Raw genomic sequence first — 16370 nt, 5'->3', positions numbered from 1 at the left:
GCCGCGCTTGACGTGGGCAGGGCACAGGAACCGGAAATTTGAAGCGGGGATGCGCATTATCTACGCTCGCGGTATGCGGCTGCTGCGCTCCACCGACCTGGCCCTGCGCGTCCTGATGCGACTCGCGGTCGCCGACGCCACGCCCACGACCCGTCAGGTCGCCGCCGACATGGACGTGCCCTACACGCACGCCGCGAAGGTCGTCGCCGAACTCCAGCACCTGGGCCTGGTCGACGCCCGGCGCGGGCGGGGCGGCGGGCTGGCGCTCACGGAGCGGGGCCGCACCGCGTCGGTGGGCGCGGTCGTGCGGACCTTCGAGGGCGAGGGCGACGTGGTGGACTGCGAGGGGACGCAGGGCACGGCGGCCTGCCCCCTGCGCTCCGGCTGCCGCCTGCGGGGCGCTCTGCGGGGGGCCCAGGAGGCGTTCTTCGCCGCGCTGGACTCCGTCACGATCGGGGACCTCGTCACCGGGCCGACGGGGCCCTTGCTGCTGGGGATCTCCCGGCGGCCGGGGCCGGACTGAACGCGCGTCTCCTGGATGCTCAGCCTGGGCCGGCCGCCAGATGGATGCGGGCCGGGGCCGGCGGTTCCCCGCGCCCCTTCGGGGCGGTCAGCCCTGGGCCAGCCAGAGGTCGGGGCCGAAGACCTCGTAGTGGATGTCGGCCGGGGCGACGCCCTTCTCGATCAGCTGGGTGCGGATCGCGCGCATGAAGGGGAGGGGGCCGCACAGGTACGCGCGCGTGCCGGGGTGGACGTCGATGCCGGTCAGGTCGACCAGGCCGGTGCGGGTGCCGGGCTCGGCGTCGCGCTCGTAGAAGAAGTGCGCGGCGGCCTCGGGCAGCTTCTCCGTGTACGCCGTGTGGTCGGCGCGCAGGGCGTGGTCGGCGGGGGAGCGGTCGCCGTGGACGACGGTGACCGGGGCGCGGTGGCCGCCGGCGGCGAGGCCGGCCAGCATGGCGATCATCGGGGTCACGCCGATGCCCGCGGAGGCGAGCAGCAGGGGCGTGTCCGGGCCGCCGGCCGGTACGAGGTCGCCGTACGGCTCGGACAGCTCCAGGACGTCGCCGGGCCGCACACGCGCGTGGAGGTGGTTCGAGACCTCGCCGTCCGGCGTCGCCCCGCCCCGCACGCGCTTGACGCTGATCTGACGCACCGTCTCGCCCGGCGCCCCGGTCAGGCTGTACTGCCGTATCTGCCGGGCGCCGTCGGGCAGGGTGACGCCGACGGAGACGTACTGTCCCGCGCGGAAGCCGGCCACCGGGCCGCCGTCCGCCGGGCGCAACCGGAAGGTGACGACGTCCGGGGTCTCCTCGAAGCGCTCGACGACCTGCCAGGCGCGCAGGCCGGGGCCGCCGCTCTCCTCGTACAGCCGCTTCTCGATCGCGATGAGGGCGTTCGCCATCAGCCAGTACACCTCGTCCCAGGCGGCGGCCACCTCGGGGGTGACGGCCTCGCCGAGGACCTCGGCGATGGCGGCGAAGAGGTGCTCGTGGACGACGTCGTACTGTTCGGGGGCCACGCCCAGGGAGGCGTGCTTGTGCGCGATGCGGCCGAGCATCGCGTCCGGCCGCTGGTCCGGGCGGTCCAGCAGGTGCGTGGCGAAGGCGGCGATCGACCCGGCGAGGGCCTGCTTCTGGGTTCCGGCGGCCTGGTTGCCACGGTTGAAGAGGTTGCGCAGCAGGTCGGGGTGAGCGTCGAAGAGGCGGGCGTAGAAGCGCTCGGTGATCTCGCCGATCGCCGCGCCGACGGCGGGCAGGGTGGCGCGGACGGTGGTTGCGGACTGCTCGGTCAGCATCGGGACCCCTCGGAGAACTCGGCTGATCAACACGCTATGAAAAGTTGCATCGGAGATGCAAATTTAACGGGCGTGGTGTCGGTCACGGGGGAAGCGGACCGGCCATTACGGATGTCGGCCCGAGCAGGCAAGATGGGTCGAGAGCGCACTACACCTGCCGTACGGGAGGCGTTCAGGGCGAGGACGCCCGGGCGATCAAGGCCCGCAACGCGCGTGAAACCGTGTTGTGGTGGGATGCTCAGGTGCCCGACCGCCTCCCGTGATACGGGGGACAGGCGGCCTGACCAGCAAGGATGGGGAAGCGGAAGATGGACAAGCAGCAGGAGTTCGTGCTCCGGACCTTGGAGGAGCGCGACATCCGGTTCGTACGCCTGTGGTTCACGGACGTGCTGGGCTTCCTCAAGTCCGTCGCCGTGGCCCCCGCCGAGCTGGAACAGGCCTTCGACGAGGGCATCGGCTTCGACGGCTCCGCCATCGAGGGCTTCGCCCGGGTCTACGAGTCCGACATGATCGCCAAGCCGGACCCGTCCACCTTCCAGGTCCTGCCGTGGCGCGCGGAGACCCCCGGCACGGCCCGCATGTTCTGCGACATCCTCATGCCGGACGGCTCCCCCTCCTTCGCCGACCCGCGGTACGTCCTCAAGCGCGCCCTCGCCCGCACCTCCGACCTCGGCTTCACCTTCTACACCCACCCGGAGATCGAGTTCTTCCTGCTGAAGGACCGGCCGCTGGACGGCTCCCGCCCCACCCCCGCCGACAACTCGGGCTACTTCGACCACACCCCGACCAACGTCGGCATGGACTTCCGCCGCCAGGCGATCACCATGCTGGAGTCGATGGGCATCTCGGTGGAGTTCTCCCACCACGAGGGAGCGCCGGGCCAGCAGGAGATCGACCTGCGCTACGCCGACGCGCTCTCCACGGCCGACAACATCATGACGTTCCGGCTGGTCATGAAGCAGGTGGCGCTGGAGCAGGGCGTGCAGGCGACGTTCATGCCGAAGCCCTTCTCCGAACACCCCGGCTCCGGCATGCACACCCACCTGTCCCTCTTCGAGGGCGACCGCAACGCCTTCTACGAGTCCGGCGCCGAGTACCAGCTCTCCAAGGTCGGCCGCTCCTTCATCGCGGGCCTGCTGCGGCACGCGGCGGAGATCTCCGCGGTCACCAACCAGTGGGTGAACTCCTACAAGCGCATCTGGGGCGGCTCCGAGCGCACCGCCGGCGCCGGCGGCGAGGCCCCCTCCTACATCTGCTGGGGCCACAACAACCGCAGCGCCCTGGTCCGCGTCCCGATGTACAAGCCCGGCAAGACCGGCTCGGCCCGCGTCGAGGTCCGCTCCATCGACTCCGGCGCCAACCCGTACCTGGCCTACGCCGTCCTGCTCGCCGCCGGCCTGAAGGGCATCGAGGAGGGCTACGAGCTCCCGCCGGGCGCCGAGGACGACGTCTGGGCCCTGTCCAACGCCGAACGCCGCGCCATGGGCATCGAGCCCCTCCCGCAGAACCTCGGCGAGGCCCTGACCCTCATGGAGGGCAGCGACCTCGTCGCCGAAACCCTCGGCGAACACGTCTTCGACTTCTTCCTCCGCAACAAGCGGCAGGAGTGGGAGGAGTACCGGTCCGAGGTGACGGCGTTCGAGCTGCGGAAGAACCTGCCGGTGCTGTAAGGGCAGGTCAGAGCGGGGTTCCCGCTGATTCGGCGGATGGGGCCGACGGCTGCGGACCGTCGGCCCCATTGCGTCTCACTGACCCTGGGCCGTCTCTGGGCCGTCCGGCGTCGGATCGGTGCCCTCGTACAGGCCGTCCACGGCCTTGCGGGCCCGTGCGTCGCTGCTCGGCATGAGGTGCGTGTAGACCCGGAGCGTGAACCCTGGATCGTTGTGGCCGAGGTAGTGACTCAGTGCCTTGATGTTCTCGCCGGCGTCCAGCAGGACCGAGGCGTAGAAGTGCCTGAGGGCGTGCATGCCGTGCTCGCGGGCAGCCTGGTGACGCTGACCGGGCTTGGGCGCGGGAATCACTCCAGCAGACACGAGGGCGGGCTTCCATGCGCGGTCGTTGAAGTCGGTACGTCGAACCGCGCCGGCGCCGTCAAGGCGGGTGAACAGCAGCCGCTTCGTGACAGGCGGACCGTCCACCCGGAGCCACGGCAGGGTGATCTCCACCGGGGTGAACGCCTCCATGTGCTGCTTGAGAGCGTGCGCCACGCGGTCCGGCAAGGGAACGTCGCGGATCTTGTTGCGCTTGGGTGGGGCGAATACGAGACCCTGTTTCGTCACTTTCACCTGGTTCGCGATGTGGAGCCATCCGGAGTCGAAGCCGATTGCGTCGACGGGTAGCCCGAAGATCTCCCCTTGCCGGAGTCCGCATCCGCCTCCGAGGTCGACCGTCGCGCGGTATCGCTCCGGCAGCGCTGCACGCACAGCAAAGACGCGCTCTGCGCTCCACGGCACAACGCGACCAGTACCCGCAGCAGGCGGACGAACCGATTGCGCGTGGCACGGGTTCTTCGCCAAGTGGCCGTCGTCCACGGCCGCGTTAAGGACCGTCGACACGTTGTTGTAGATCACGCGCCGGTATGACGACGCGGGGACGGCCCGTTCCAGTTCGCTGAGCCAATCCCGGATGTGTTCCGGCTTGAAAGAACCGAGTGGTCGCGGTCCCAGGTAGGGGATGGCATGGCCGCGAATCGCGGACTCCACCGACTCTCGCGTTGTCATGTCGGTGGTCTGGGTGTTCAGCCACTTCTCGGCGTACTGCCGGAACGTCACTCGACTCGCGGCCGGGTCCACGTACTGGCCGCGAGACATGTCCGCCTCAATGTGGGCGAGCCATTGATCGGCCAGTCGCTTCTGTCCGTCGGGGAATGACTTGCTTTTCTCTGTTCCGTCCGGGCCGATGTAGCGGGCGCGGTAACGCATTCCGGTGCCGTAGCGGTCCGTGCGTACACGACGGGGCTTGCCGGTGGCGTCGGATTCGGTCTTGTACCACCGGTCTTGGATGTGCCCTGCCATCAGGCAATGGTCCTCTCGACATGCAGCAGGGAGAGCCGCACGGGCGGCTCTCCCTGCTGTGTGGTGGGTGTTTGGTTAGGCGGCTGCGGTTTCGGCGTGCTTGAGCTGGTCGACATAGGCCCGTACGTCGGCGGGGTCGTAGCGGAGGTGCTTGCCGATGCGGAAGCCGGGCGGACCGGTGCGCTTCTTACGCCACTGGTAGACGGTCTCTAGGGGCACCTCGAACATGCCGGCGATGTCGTCAGGGGTTAGGTACCGGTCCGGCAGGCCGCTTCGGAGGGTGGCGCGGGGGTCGGGGGCTGTCGGCTTTGCCATAGGGACTCCAAGCAGGGAGCGCAGGGCCGGGTGTGTCCGAGGTGCGGATTTCTGCGTCACCCGCGTCATCTGCGTCATTCATGCACCTGACCTGCCGTTTCGTGGTGACGCAGGACCGAGAAGGTGCGTCACCGGTGACGCAGGCCTTCGTCACCGGGTGACGCAGGTGACGCGGGGTGACGCAGAGATCGGCCGTCTGCGTCACCCGTCTTCCGGCAGGTCACCGGCCGTTTACGGGGTGCGGGTGACGCAGGTGACGCAGCGTCTTTCTACTTCGGACAAAGAGGGGGGGTGGTGTCTGTTGTGGTGCGCGGCTCAGAGAGTAAAGAACGGGCCGCTTCGCGGCGCGACCATCACAGGGCGGCGGCGCCGCCGAACAGCAAGAGGAGCACGCGGCGGCGGGTGCTCCTCTTGCTTGTGCGGGCGGGCGTGGTGCCGCGCGGTCAGAAGGCCGCTGCCTGCTCGTGCGGGGCCGGTGAGTGGGCCGGCCGCGCGATCTCGATGTAGCGGGCCGTCTTGGTGCGGCCCCAGTCGATGAGGACGCCTCGGGCGGCGAGGGTGGGCTGAAGGCGCTTGAGGCGGTCTGAGAGCACCTTGCCGGTGGTCGGCCACCCTTTGGGCAGGGGACGGAAGTCCTCGCCCGCGTAAAGGCCGCTGAGGCAGTGCAGCCACTCGGCCGACGTCATCCGCTGCTCGGTGCCCGGCTCGATGCCGGCGGCGTGCTTCAGGACGGTCTGCGCCAGCAGGTCACCTTCAATGACGTCGTCGTTGAGGTCGTCCAGGCTGGCCCGGTAGGCGGCGAGTGCTCCGAGGCCGGTGGCCGCGTCGAGCTGCGCGCACAGGTGGGCGAAGTCGGCCATGCGCAGGTCGGTGGGGATGTCTGCCTCTGCTGCGCGGACCTTGACCGTGAGGTCCAGGAGAGACCCGAGGATGACCGGCAGTGCCTCGGCGTAGTCCGCCCACAGTTCCGCTTCCGTGCGCCGGACCTTGGGCCGCTCCAGCCGCAGGGGCAGGAGCCGTTCCGCGAGGTCGGGCCGGATGACGCCGACGTCGATACCGGTCAGGAGCAGGGGGCGGCGGTAGCGGGCGCGGAAGACGTCCCCGTCGGTGAACAGCGCGCGCTTGACGTTCTCGGCCCCGGTGACGATGCAGCACATCGCGTCCGACAGGTCCGGGGTCATGTGGGAGAGGTTGTCCAAGGCTGTGACCCATCCGGCGGCTACCGCCGCGATCAGGTTTTCCTCGTCCTTCGGGGCCCGGCGCAGGTCCCCGCTCATGCCCTCGATGACCCGCACGAGCATCCGCCCGCTGGTGGACTTGCCCGCCCCCTGCGGGCCGGTGAGGAATGGGGCGGGGACAGGTACGGACGGTCCGAGGCAGCCGATGAGCCAGGCGATGGCCAGGCACTCCGTCTCCGCGTTGGCGAAGTTGCACAACCTGAGCAACAGGTCGATGCCTTTGCCGTCGGTGTCCTTGGCCGGGATCGGCAGCTCCCCGGTGAGCTGGGTGCGCCGCCAGCACACCTCTCGCGGGTCGGGGACGGCGATGTCCCAGCCGGTGGGGTGGATGCGGACGGACTGCCCGTCGGCACGCCCCAGGTCCAGCCACGTTGCCCCGTCGAGCCCGGGGGCGACGCGGATGTGGACGGGCTGCACGTCCTCGGTCAGCGCCAAGGCTTCGATCAAGTCCAAAGCCTCCTTGAGCGCGGTCCCGTTAAAGACGCCGACTCCGTCGCGGAAGAGACCGACCATGAGTTCCTGGCGGTGGCTGCCGGTGGTGCCCTGGGAGCGGATCGGGCGGGCCACGGGGTGGCCGTTGCGCTGCGCGTACACGGTCCCGTCGGCGGTGCGGAAGTACCGGAAGTGGTCCTGCGCGTAGTTGGTGATGATCTCGCGGGCGGGGTTCTTGTCGTCGTCGGTCATGCTCACAGTCCCAACGTGGTGCGGGCGTTGGTCCACGCGTCTGAGCAGTGCCGCGGGGACTCGCCCTTGGCCTGCGCGGCGGCGAACAGCCGCATGACGTGGGCGTCGGTGAGGCAGCCGCACCGGCCGTGCGTGGATAGCACGGCGAGGAACGTCCGGTACACGGTCGCGTGGATCGCGCTGCGCGCCTCGGTGATTCGCTCCACCGCCATGCCGATACCGCGCTCCAAGAAGGCGGGCGTGCGGTGCGGGCACTCCTCGCCGGCGCGTGGGGGCACGGTGACGGCCTGCGGCACCGACCGGACCGGGGAAGGCTGCTTGATGGCCAGGGCGCGTACGGCGTCGGGCAGGTCGGCAAGACTGCCGGTGCCGGGGCCGAGGTAGCGGGCGTAGGCCATGGACGACTTGATGTCGACGCCGGGCCGGACCGCGTTGCGGGAGGTCATGGCACCCCGGTAGATCCAGTGCTCCCCGCGCGTCGTCGCCACGGTCCGGGTGGCGGGTAGCGTCTCGCGGGCCCATGCGACGGCCGCCGCGTCGTCCAGGTCCACCACGGTCAGCCCGGCGCCGCCGGGGTGGTAACCCACGCACACCGCCCGATCCCACGCCACCAGCCACGGGGGCGAGGTGATGACGGCAGGGTCGGTGGTGGCGGCGGCCCACGCGTGGCAGACACCGGGGCAGTGGCACGTGCTCGGCGTCTTCATGTTCGGCCGGCCGCCGCACGCGTTGCCGGCGCAGGTGAGGCAGTTGCCGAACGGCACCTTGCCTGCCCGCAGCGGCAGCACGGGCAGGCCGTCGGCGGCGAGCGTGAGCGCGGTGTCGAGCACGGGCGGCCGGTGGCCGGACGCTCGCCGAACGGGGGTCAGTTGGGTCATGCTGGGAAACCTCCGCAGGTCTGTTGAGGACTGGAGACAAGGGCGGCCCCGGTTCTTGGTCGGATGGGGGCCGCCCTTGGCGTAGCTAGAAGGGCGGTTCGTTGCTGTAGCCGCCGGGCGCCCACGGGTCACAGCCGGTGTCACGGCGGCGCAGCCACCGGGGCCGGCGCGGAAAGGGCAGCAGGGTCCGGCGGCGGTTCTCGTCCCAGCAGGTGCAGGGCTCCCAGTCGGTGCCGGCGTACTCGCCGGTGGCGGTGTCGCCGTAGTCGTGGTTGGTGCCGCCCTCCCCGTCGCACATCCGGCAGTTCGGGCGGGGGGTGTCGGTGAGGATCAGGGCCCGGCGGGGCCAGGTGGTGAGCTGGATGCGCAGTCGCACGGTGCTGGTCTCCTGTCAGCCGTGGAAGTGGTTGCGCTTGAAGACGGCCTTGCGGATGTGGAACGTGATGCCGCTTTTGCTGTGGTTGGGCTTGAAGATCTGGACGGCGGCGTATCCGCCGAAGCAGATGGCGGCCAGGGTGATGAGCTGGGTGATCAGCGCCGTGAGGGCGGTGATGAACGTGGTCAGCAGGAGCAGCCCGCCGCAGACGGCCCCGAAGCCGATGCCGCCGAGCGCGATGTTCACCGCCGTGCGGGAGACGGCCGCCGGCTTGGCCGTGGCCGGTGCCGGGTGGGTCGGTGTGACGGCGTAGCCGGTGACGACGCGGCCGTCGGGCAGGACGATGCTCGCTACCGTCGGTACTGCGCTCGGCTGCACCGGAACTAGCGCCGTTGCGATGGCCGGTACGGGGGCGAGGGGGCCGGGCTGGTGGACGGTTACGGCCCGCTCGTCGGGCGCGTTGCGGAGCGGTTCGGGGTACATGCGGAATCCCTTCCGGTGCTCGCTCGGGGAGGCAGACGCACCCCCCTCGGGGGTGGCTGTGGAGGGGGTTTCAGGGGTGCTGACCTGGGCGCCTCCCCGCCTCCCCGAAGGGGTGTTTTCGCTGATCAGTGCGGGGGAGGCGGGTCGGGGAGGCGGTTGGGGAGTTCTCCCCGCCTCCCCGCACGGCGTTCGGGTGGCTCCCCGTTGTCAGGCGGCGGAAGCGGAACCGTCCGCGTCGCGGTCGGCGAGGGCGCGGGTGACGTCGTCGCGGCGGACGACCATGCGGCCGTGCGACTTGTACGGCTCGACGCCAGCGGCCTCCAGCACGCGCTTGAGGTCGGTGAACGTCCAGCCGCCGTAGGCGTCCGCGTTGAGCACGGACAGCCGCTTGACGATGTCCTGCGTGAAGACGCGTTCGGCGTCGCCGATGATGGAGGCGATGTCGGCGAGCGGGTCCCGGTCGGCGTCGTCGCGCTCGATGGCGTGCAGGGTGGTAACTCCGTCGCGCAGGGCCTTGGCCCGCTCGGCGATGGCGTGGGCGTCGTCGTCGCCGATGTAGTGGGTGCGCACGGTGATGGACGCCTGCCCGGCCGGGATCTCGATGCCGTCGGAGGCGACGACAAGGGTGCCCTTGTCCAGGCCCTGGCGGAGCAGGTGCGGGGCGGCGCCGCCGTCCACGGCCTTGTCACCGAGCGCCATGCGGGCCTGGGATTCGGTGCCCAGGGCGAGGGACGCGCGGGTGTGGGCGCCCTCGCGGACCAGCTTGGGCAGGTTCTGGTCGGTGGGGTCCTGCGTGCCTTCCCACATCAGCACGTCCACGGCGCGGCCCTGGTTGTGGACCTTGCGGACGGCCATGAAGTAGCGGGAGGTGGCCTTGGAGCCGCCGTAGGGCCGGCCGTCCTCGTCCTTGACCGGGCACATGAACGCCACCTGGGCTTCGTCCACGATGCCCAGCAGCGGCGGGAACACCGCGTTCGGGTCGGTCCGGCGGGCCTCGATACGGCGGTTCATCTCCTCCACCAGGCCCTCCACCATCTCGGTAGCCTGGATGACCTGCTCATCCGCCGGCCCTTGGATGAGCACGGTCGCCAGTCCGTCGAACATCGCCCAGTCGCCCACACCCTTGAGGTCGGCGATCCGGAACTCCACCGTGCGGTCCAGGGCCGCCCACAGCGCGAGGGAGCGCAGGGAGGCGGTCTTGCCCTGGTTGGACAGGCCGGTGATGAGCAGGTGCCGCTGGTACAGGCTCAGCGCGGCGGCGTCCCCGCGCAGGTCCTGACCCCAGGGGGCGCGGCCCTTCTTGTAGTCGGCGGTCAGCGTCTCGTCGGTGACCAGCGGGGAGGGGCCGATCGGCTCGTCCAGCGCACCGGAGTCCGCCACCCACAGCCGCACCGTGCGGGCAGCCTGCGGGATGGTGATGAACACCTCGTGCTCGTGCCGGGACAGGTTCTCCGCCAGCTTGCGCCGCTTGCCCTGCACCTCGTTGGTCGACACCCCCGACGGCAGGGTCACGTCGACTTCCACACCGCATCCGGCGATCACGATCGGCGACAGCATGGAGGCGCCGGCGTCGCCCATCTCCGTAATGGCCTTGCGCAGGGCCGGGATACCCAGGTCACGCAGCGCCTTGACCACGATCGACGGGGTGATCGGCTCTCCCTCACCGCTGCGGGCACTTGCGGGCAGGGCCCACTGCGGTGCGGCCTTCTGATGGGCACCCACCGACCACAGGGCGAGCAGGGCCAGGAACGGGCCGATCGTCAGGGCCGGGCCCCACACCACCCGCACGATCGTGATCATCAGGTTGATGAACTTGATGACCGCCATCAGCGGGGTGACGACGTCGGCGGGGTCCTTGGTGGCCACCGCCATGGCGATACCGAGCAGCACGAGACCGCCGATGCCCATGCCGGCGCTCACGGCGGCGCCCTTGGCCGCGTCCAACGGGGAGTGCAGCAGGTCCATGCGGCGGCGGTGACGTGCCTCGCGGAAGCGCTGCCCGCGTTCCTCCCACTCGGCGGCGGCCTCCATGTTCCCCGCGGCTTCCGCCGCACGGAGCATCCGCTCGTAGCGGGCGGCCGTGCGGCCGTCCCATGCACGGCGGGCCACGATCCGGGCGCCGCCGGCCACGTACAGGGAGTGCCGGACCACCGCACGCGCGGCGGTCCGGGTCTGCTCATGGGTGACGGCCGCGCGGACGGCCCGCCCCGAGCGCACCCACAGCGGCAGCACCGGCGCGGCCGGCGCGGCCGGGGTGTCGGTGACGATGGTCAGAGTCGACGCTTCACCTGCGGCGGAGCCGGGGGCGGGGTCGGGGTTGGGGTCCTTGTAGAGGTGAACGACGTCGCCGTTCATGCGGTGCTCTCCTGACTGCCCCGATCCGGGACGAGAAGTTGAGGAACACGCTCGGGGTGGCCGGGATCGTGGCGCGGTGCGGCCACCCCGAGCGGTGAAGGTCGATCAGGCGCCGGCGCGGGTCGTGCGCACGGTCACCACCAGCCGGACGACTTCTTGGCGGCCTTGGCGGTGGCGGCCTCGGTCACGATGCGCTGCCGCTCGGCCTTCAGCGCGGCGATCTCCGTGAGGAGCCGGGTCTCGGCGCTCTGCCAGGCGGTGTCCATCCGCTGGTCCGCACGGGCGGTGCCGTTGCCCCGGTGCAGGCTGCGGGCACCGGAGACGGCCGCGCCCAGCACGGCGCGGCGCTCGCGGCCGTCCAGCGGCCACAGCTCCCGGTTCTGCACCGCCTGAAGTTTGCGTTCGTTGCGCTGGATTTCCTTGTCCAGGCGGCGGGTGTCGGGCTTGCCCATGTCAGGCACTCCTCGGCGAGGTGGAAGGGGAAGCGCAGGGCACGCACGTGCCGAGCGAGGTGGGGATGACGTAGCCGGCGTCGCGCCGGCAGTTCGGGCAGGTGCGGCGGGCGCGGTTGGCCTTGGCCAGCGCCGCCCACCGCGCCGGCGTCATGGGACGCACGGGCTTGGCCAGGTCGACGCGGTACAGGTAGGCGACCAGCGGGCCCCGGCGGCGGCGCGGCCGTTCGAGCTGCGCCGCCACCTCCTGACCACCCGGCCGCAGACCCCGCGCACGGAGCTGCCGACGGGTGGCATAGCCGTCCGGGGCGGGCCGCCACCGGTAGACGGGCAGAGCTCCCATCAGGCGGCTACGCGCTTCCAGGCGGCCCGCAGGCGGACCTCGGAGGCGGAGTGACCGGCCGCCCGGAAGCGGGTGGCCATCTCCCGGTACGACAGGGCGGGGACTTCGCTGTGCCGGATTTGGTCCACCAGCGCGTCAAGGGCGTCGTCCGAGAGGGCCGGTCCGGCTTCCAGCGTGAGCGCCGGTACCGGCTCGGAGGGTCCCCAGACGGGCAGTTCCCAGCGGGCCGTGACGCCGGGCGTGACGGGGCCCGTCACGCTGGTCAGCGCCCTGCCCGTCTCCTCGCCCTTGCGGGCCGTCTCCAGCGTCGCCCACGCCTCGGAGAGCGTTGCGGCTGTCTTTGCCTGGACGCGTGCGACGCGGGCGCCGGCCTGCGTCACGGCCGTCAGCCGGGTCTCTTCCGTGGCCGCTTCCGCCCGCAACCGTGCGCGGGCCACGGCCGCCTCGTCGCGGGCCTCCTGCTGGATACCCCGGATGGCGTCCAGCGCGTGCGGGGTCAGCGCGGTGCGCTCCCACAGCCCGTGGACCAGCCACAGGGCCTTGGCCGCGATGGGCAGCCAGGCCACGGCCAGCCACGCGGCGGCGGAGCCGTCGGCGGTCAGGGCATGCGCGACCAGGACACCGGTCGCGATCAGCCCGAACGACCAGCCGACCGCGGTCACGGTGGGGTTGTGATCGCCCTGCGCGGCGAGGCGGCGCTCGTAGGCGAGGGTGGCCAGCCATCCCCCGTCGATGCCGAGACCGACCACCAGGGCGACCGGCCACGGCACGGCCGTGCCCAGCCACATCACCACCACGGCCAGCGTGAGAACCATCGACACGGCCGTCATCGCAACGGCCGGCAGCACGGTCTTGGCGTTCACGCCGCACCCCCGATGGCGAGCAGGGCGGCGAGGACGAGCAGGGCGCCTCCGGCCAGGGTGAGGTCGACGGAGCGGCGCAGGCAGGTGAACTTGGCGACCGCCAGGCGGGACAGGCCGGCGATGTCGGCGGCCAGGTCCCGCGAGACGGTGTCGGCGATCTCCTGCGCGGTGAGCGTGGCCCACAGCGGGAAGCCGTGCCGGCCGCCCAGGTTCGGGCGGACCGAGCGCAGCAGCAGACCGGCCGCCGTCAGCAGCACCGCCATACCGGCGCCGCCGGCGATACGGGCGGGCCAGGCCAGGGAGAGGTCGTGACCGACGCTCCAGGCCCCGGCGAGGACCGCGCCGACGAACGCCAGCAACAGGCTGGTCTTGCCGTCCGTCCGCGCGATCTCCGCCTTCACCTCGGCGTGCGCGGCCATCAAGTCCCGTCCGGTCGTGGCGGTCATGCCGCACCCCCCGGCAGGCTCGCGGTCGCCGCGCGGTTCGCCAGCGCGATGCGCTCGGTCAGCACCCGGCGGCGGGCCCGGCGGATGCGGCGGGTGTCCAGCTCGCTCGGCGTGCGGTCCAGGGTGATGATCTGCGCGTCCAGCAGGTCGACGTCCGCCAGGATCAGCGGCATCTCCTCCTCGATCGCGTCCAGCTCCGCGCCGGTCGGCTCCATGAAGTCGGCGAACGCGGTAACAGCGTCCTGAACAGTGACGATGTGCTTCATTGGGTCTGGTTCCTTCCAGTCAGGAACGGCCCGAAACGCGGCTCCCGGGTGGCACCCCGGGAGCCGCTCGCCGTTGGAGTCGGATTCCGGCTCCCCTCAGCGCTGCTCGTAGCGAGACGAACAGCGGAGGCAACCGGCGCAGCCCTTTGAGTTGCGAAGTTGTGGTCTTGCGGATGTGTCTCCTTCGGGAACACGGGCTCCCGTTTCAGGCGTATGGAGACGTGACCTTTCGGTCTGAGCCCTCCGGTTGACCAGGGGTCCGGGTCCCTCGGCCCGCTCTGTCCCGGGCCCCTTGTCGTGCGCTCGATCGGGCCGCCGAAGCGACCGATCAGAAGGAACATGTATTACCTGTTCCTCATCTTGCAGAGGGAGGTTCGCCCCGTCAAGCCCTTCGGCTGTTTGGAGTTCGTGCGCCCCTCGCGCTCGATGTACCTACAGAGTGGCGCCGGCGACGCCGACGCTCGACTTCGCGCCTGTACGACTCAGGTCGTTCTTAGCTAGCGTGAAGTCGTACCAAGTCGTCCCGGGTGAGCGGAGGTTGGCCGTGGCGAACGAGCGGCTGCGCGGCGCGATAGTCGACTTAGGCCTGACTCTTGATGACGTGGCCGAACGTCTCGGTGTGGCGGCCAAGACGGTCGAACGATGGATCAATGACCCGGAGCGCAAGCCGTACCGCCGCTTCCAGTACGCGACCGCCTCACTTTTGAAGTGCGAAGTCTCGTACCTCTGGCCGGACGAACGGACGTCGGCCGAAGTGACCGCCACCGGTAACGCGGAGTTGGTGAGGCTGTATCCACACCGGTCCGTCGTGATGCAGACCCTCTGGACGAACCTGTACTCCAAGGCGACCCGGCAGTTTGACCTACTGGTGTACTCCGGGTTCTGGCTCACCGAGGACGCGACGTTTCACCGCATCGTGAAGGAGAAGGCGGCTGACGGGGTTCCCATCCGCTTCATGCTGGGCGAACCCGACTCGCCGGCCGTAGCCGTGCGGGGCGAGGACGAAGGGATCGGGGCCGCGATGGCCGGCAAGATTCGCAACGCCCTCATCAACTATGGCCCGCTCTTCGGCCTCCCGGGTGTCGAGTTCCGCTTACACAGCACCACGCTCTACAACTCGATCTACCGGGCCGATGACGAGATGCTGGCCAACGGCCACCTATACGGGGTCGGCGCCTACATGGCTCCGGTGCTCCATCTGCAACGCGTACCAGGCGGTGAACTCTTCGACGCCTACGCTGAGAGCGTTGAGAAGGTGTGGCAGTCGGCCCGCCCGATCTCGTCACCCGCCGAATGGGAAGGCACACGCTGATGAGCCGGATTGATTACTTCCGCGACCCGAACGCCCCTAAAGCCAACTCAGTGGTGCCGTCGGTGACGGCGGTGGTCCGGGACGGTGCGGGACGGCTGTTGCTCATCCACAAAACCGACAACGATCTTTGGGCGCTGCCCGGTGGTGGCCACGACATCGGCGAACGCATCGCGGACACGGTTGTTCGTGAGGTCCGGGAAGAGACAGGCATCGACGTTGAGGTCGACAACATCGTGGGGCTCTACACCGACCCCGGGCACGTATTGGCGTACGACGATGGTGAGGTCCGACAACAGTTCTCCATCTGCTTCCGGGCCCATCCGGTCGGCGGTTCCCTGCGCACGAGTAGCGAGTCGAAAGAGGTCCGCTGGATTGATCCGACGGACCTTGACGGGCTGGACATCCACCCTTCGATGATGTTGCGCATCAGGCACGGTCTTGAGGACGCGCGGCGAGAGCCCTACATCGGCTGACCGCCAGCGGAAGCGTTCGCCATCCGGTCCCCGACGCGCTTGGAGGCTGCATGGATGTCGGGGGCCGCGCGTTGGATGAACCGCCCGACGATCGTGTCGGGGCCGTAGCGCTGCACGATCTCGTCTAGCCGCTCAGCCGGCGTCGTCTGCGTTCCGTCCGGCGTCGTCGTCATGTCGCAGTAGACCAAGGCATCGACCAGGTCAGGGCGCTCCATCTCGAACTCGCCCTCAAGTTCCTGTCGAAGTCCGCGTTCCTCCGCTTCCAGCAAGGCACAGGAGTGATGCGCCACAAGACGAACAACCCGTTCGTCCGCCCCTTCCTGATCCCTGAGGAATCGCGCGCCATCCAAAGGATGGAAGCCCGTAACGGCGATGGTCGGCGAGTAGCCGATGTCATGCAGGACGGCGGCGGCTTCCAACAGCTCGGCGTCGTCTCCCAGGATCGGACTCAGGGAACGAGCGCGCTTGGCGACACCGAGCGAGTGCGCCCACCGGCGCGGGAGCGGATCGGACAACAGCGATTCAGAGAGCGCGTACGCCCACTCAGTCAGTCCCATGTCGGCCAAGGCTACGGCTGGCCGGTCGGGGTTGGGAGAGCGCGTACGGTTCGTCCCTTGCCGTGAACGGTGGCGAGCAGGCCGTTCCCTTCCATCTGGGCGAGTACACGGCGCACGGCAGTACGGGAGACGCTGAACCGTTCGCACAACTTCGCTTCAGACGGGTAGGTGTCCCCCACTGAGAGTGAATCTTCCACGATCAGATCAGCCATCCGCTCTGAGAGGGAGCGTCGGTCGTTGTCTCGGGCGATGCGCCATCCGATGCCGGGGGCCGACACCACGATGCCATCGGCTTCCAGTGCCTTGAGCGCGCGCCTGATCGTGTTACGAGAGACACCGTGGGATTGCATGAGGGCAGCCTCCGACGGCAAGGCGTCAGCTACGTCTCCTGAATCGATCTGTTGGCGCAGAGACTCAGAGACCTGCAAGTACGTACCTCGCGGACTGGCCTGCGGCACCTGTTCACCCTTCTGTCCGAGGCTTCATGGATGCTGGCTCCAAGCTTCGCATGCCACGACAT

The 16370-nt window shown here is 70.0% G+C and carries 19 protein-coding genes; 4 read left to right on the top strand and 15 right to left on the bottom strand.

The window, feature by feature from the left end; translation table 11 throughout:
- Positions 1-73: 73 nt before the first annotated feature.
- The gene (locus AB0947_RS07355; RefSeq protein WP_366749290.1) at positions 74-523 is read left to right on the top strand and encodes an Rrf2 family transcriptional regulator; all 450 of its coding nucleotides are present in this window, start codon (positions 74-76) and stop codon (positions 521-523) included.
- Between the two features lie 87 nt (positions 524-610).
- Here AB0947_RS07355 and AB0947_RS07350 read toward each other — a convergent pair whose 3' ends face one another.
- Positions 611-1795, bottom strand: coding sequence for a globin domain-containing protein (locus tag AB0947_RS07350; protein ID WP_366749289.1), 1185 nt, complete (start codon positions 1793-1795; stop codon positions 611-613).
- A 308-nt stretch (positions 1796-2103) separates the two neighbouring features.
- Between AB0947_RS07350 and glnA the strand changes: the two genes are divergently transcribed.
- Positions 2104-3465: a type I glutamate--ammonia ligase gene (glnA, locus tag AB0947_RS07345; protein ID WP_030653337.1), complete on the top strand. Its 1362-nt coding sequence runs from the start codon at positions 2104-2106 to the stop codon at positions 3463-3465.
- A gap of 75 nt (positions 3466-3540) precedes the next feature.
- Here the strand turns inward: glnA and AB0947_RS07340 are convergent, their stop codons facing one another.
- From AB0947_RS07340 to AB0947_RS07285, 12 genes are all read right to left on the bottom strand, one after another.
- Positions 3541-4809, bottom strand: a complete 1269-nt coding sequence (locus tag AB0947_RS07340) for a site-specific integrase (RefSeq protein ID WP_366749288.1) — start codon at positions 4807-4809, stop codon at positions 3541-3543.
- A gap of 75 nt (positions 4810-4884) precedes the next feature.
- Positions 4885-5124 (bottom strand): helix-turn-helix domain-containing protein, encoded by a 240-nt coding sequence (locus AB0947_RS07335; RefSeq protein WP_366749287.1) that lies wholly within the window; start codon positions 5122-5124, stop codon positions 4885-4887.
- Between the two features lie 443 nt (positions 5125-5567).
- A complete protein-coding gene (locus tag AB0947_RS07330) occupies positions 5568-7046 on the bottom strand; it encodes an ATP-binding protein (protein ID WP_366749286.1) in 1479 nt (492 codons plus the stop codon).
- Between the two features lie 2 nt (positions 7047-7048).
- Positions 7049-7924 (bottom strand): bifunctional DNA primase/polymerase, encoded by an 876-nt coding sequence (locus AB0947_RS07325; RefSeq protein WP_366749285.1) that lies wholly within the window; start codon positions 7922-7924, stop codon positions 7049-7051.
- An 85-nt stretch (positions 7925-8009) separates the two neighbouring features.
- Entirely contained in the window at positions 8010-8300 is a 291-nt protein-coding gene (locus AB0947_RS07320) for a hypothetical protein (RefSeq protein ID WP_366749284.1), read from the bottom strand.
- A gap of 15 nt (positions 8301-8315) precedes the next feature.
- The gene (locus tag AB0947_RS07315) at positions 8316-8783 is read right to left on the bottom strand and encodes a hypothetical protein (RefSeq protein WP_366749283.1); all 468 of its coding nucleotides are present in this window, start codon (positions 8781-8783) and stop codon (positions 8316-8318) included.
- 207 nt (positions 8784-8990) lie between these two features.
- Positions 8991-11138 (bottom strand): FtsK/SpoIIIE domain-containing protein, encoded by a 2148-nt coding sequence (locus AB0947_RS07310; RefSeq protein ID WP_366749282.1) that lies wholly within the window; start codon positions 11136-11138, stop codon positions 8991-8993.
- 134 nt (positions 11139-11272) lie between these two features.
- Entirely contained in the window at positions 11273-11590 is a 318-nt protein-coding gene (locus tag AB0947_RS07305; RefSeq protein WP_366749281.1) for a hypothetical protein, read from the bottom strand.
- 1 nt (position 11591) lies between these two features.
- Positions 11592-11933, bottom strand: coding sequence for an RRQRL motif-containing zinc-binding protein (locus AB0947_RS07300; RefSeq protein WP_366749280.1), 342 nt, complete (start codon positions 11931-11933; stop codon positions 11592-11594).
- Entirely contained in the window at positions 11933-12796 is an 864-nt protein-coding gene (locus AB0947_RS07295; protein ID WP_366749279.1) for a protein spdB, read from the bottom strand. The genes AB0947_RS07300 and AB0947_RS07295 overlap by 1 nt, the downstream gene beginning before the upstream one ends.
- The gene (locus AB0947_RS07290; protein ID WP_366749278.1) at positions 12793-13242 is read right to left on the bottom strand and encodes a Pycsar system effector family protein; all 450 of its coding nucleotides are present in this window, start codon (positions 13240-13242) and stop codon (positions 12793-12795) included. The genes AB0947_RS07295 and AB0947_RS07290 overlap by 4 nt, the downstream gene beginning before the upstream one ends.
- A complete protein-coding gene (locus tag AB0947_RS07285) occupies positions 13239-13508 on the bottom strand; it encodes a DUF6284 family protein (protein ID WP_366749277.1) in 270 nt (89 codons plus the stop codon). The genes AB0947_RS07290 and AB0947_RS07285 overlap by 4 nt, the downstream gene beginning before the upstream one ends.
- A 544-nt stretch (positions 13509-14052) precedes the next feature.
- On the opposite strand from AB0947_RS07285, the gene AB0947_RS07280 reads away from it, so the two are divergent.
- Both AB0947_RS07280 and AB0947_RS07275 read left to right on the top strand, forming a co-directional pair.
- Positions 14053-14820, top strand: a complete 768-nt coding sequence (locus AB0947_RS07280) for a helix-turn-helix transcriptional regulator (protein WP_366749276.1) — start codon at positions 14053-14055, stop codon at positions 14818-14820.
- Positions 14820-15293: an NUDIX domain-containing protein gene (locus AB0947_RS07275; protein ID WP_366749275.1), complete on the top strand. Its 474-nt coding sequence runs from the start codon at positions 14820-14822 to the stop codon at positions 15291-15293. The genes AB0947_RS07280 and AB0947_RS07275 overlap by 1 nt, the downstream gene beginning before the upstream one ends.
- Here the strand turns inward: AB0947_RS07275 and AB0947_RS07270 are convergent.
- The gene (locus AB0947_RS07270; protein ID WP_366749274.1) at positions 15281-15850 is read right to left on the bottom strand and encodes an HD domain-containing protein; all 570 of its coding nucleotides are present in this window, start codon (positions 15848-15850) and stop codon (positions 15281-15283) included. The two genes, AB0947_RS07275 and AB0947_RS07270, sit on opposite strands and share 13 nt — an antisense overlap.
- Positions 15851-15861: 11 nt before the next feature.
- The gene (locus tag AB0947_RS07265; RefSeq protein ID WP_366749273.1) at positions 15862-16308 is read right to left on the bottom strand and encodes a winged helix-turn-helix domain-containing protein; all 447 of its coding nucleotides are present in this window, start codon (positions 16306-16308) and stop codon (positions 15862-15864) included.
- Between the last annotated feature and the right edge of the window lie 62 nt (positions 16309-16370).

The organism is Streptomyces sp. NPDC047841 (assembly GCF_040704085.1).
GTDB classification, from domain to species: domain Bacteria; phylum Actinomycetota; class Actinomycetes; order Streptomycetales; family Streptomycetaceae; genus Streptomyces; species Streptomyces argyrophylli.
Note: the sequence above shows the minus strand (reverse complement) of the source record. Positions and strands in the feature narration are given on the sequence as shown.

Excerpts from the sequence above, each read along its gene's own strand:
- AB0947_RS07355 (WP_366749290.1), top strand. The coding sequence starts at position 74 with ATGCGGCTGCTGCGCTCCACCGACCTGGCCCTGCGCGTCCTGATGCGA.
- AB0947_RS07350 (WP_366749289.1), bottom strand. The coding sequence starts at position 1,795 with ATGCTGACCGAGCAGTCCGCAACCACCGTCCGCGCCACCCTGCCCGCC.
- glnA (WP_030653337.1), top strand. The coding sequence starts at position 2,104 with ATGGACAAGCAGCAGGAGTTCGTGCTCCGGACCTTGGAGGAGCGCGAC.
- AB0947_RS07340 (WP_366749288.1), bottom strand. The coding sequence starts at position 4,809 with ATGGCAGGGCACATCCAAGACCGGTGGTACAAGACCGAATCCGACGCC.
- AB0947_RS07335 (WP_366749287.1), bottom strand. The coding sequence starts at position 5,124 with ATGGCAAAGCCGACAGCCCCCGACCCCCGCGCCACCCTCCGAAGCGGC.
- AB0947_RS07330 (WP_366749286.1), bottom strand. The coding sequence starts at position 7,046 with ATGACCGACGACGACAAGAACCCCGCCCGCGAGATCATCACCAACTAC.
- AB0947_RS07325 (WP_366749285.1), bottom strand. The coding sequence starts at position 7,924 with ATGACCCAACTGACCCCCGTTCGGCGAGCGTCCGGCCACCGGCCGCCC.
- AB0947_RS07315 (WP_366749283.1), bottom strand. The coding sequence starts at position 8,783 with ATGTACCCCGAACCGCTCCGCAACGCGCCCGACGAGCGGGCCGTAACC.
- AB0947_RS07310 (WP_366749282.1), bottom strand. The coding sequence starts at position 11,138 with ATGAACGGCGACGTCGTTCACCTCTACAAGGACCCCAACCCCGACCCC.
- AB0947_RS07305 (WP_366749281.1), bottom strand. The coding sequence starts at position 11,590 with ATGGGCAAGCCCGACACCCGCCGCCTGGACAAGGAAATCCAGCGCAAC.
- AB0947_RS07300 (WP_366749280.1), bottom strand. The coding sequence starts at position 11,933 with ATGGGAGCTCTGCCCGTCTACCGGTGGCGGCCCGCCCCGGACGGCTAT.
- AB0947_RS07290 (WP_366749278.1), bottom strand. The coding sequence starts at position 13,242 with ATGACCGCCACGACCGGACGGGACTTGATGGCCGCGCACGCCGAGGTG.
- AB0947_RS07285 (WP_366749277.1), bottom strand. The coding sequence starts at position 13,508 with ATGAAGCACATCGTCACTGTTCAGGACGCTGTTACCGCGTTCGCCGAC.
- AB0947_RS07275 (WP_366749275.1), top strand. The coding sequence starts at position 14,820 with ATGAGCCGGATTGATTACTTCCGCGACCCGAACGCCCCTAAAGCCAAC.
- AB0947_RS07270 (WP_366749274.1), bottom strand. The coding sequence starts at position 15,850 with ATGGGACTGACTGAGTGGGCGTACGCGCTCTCTGAATCGCTGTTGTCC.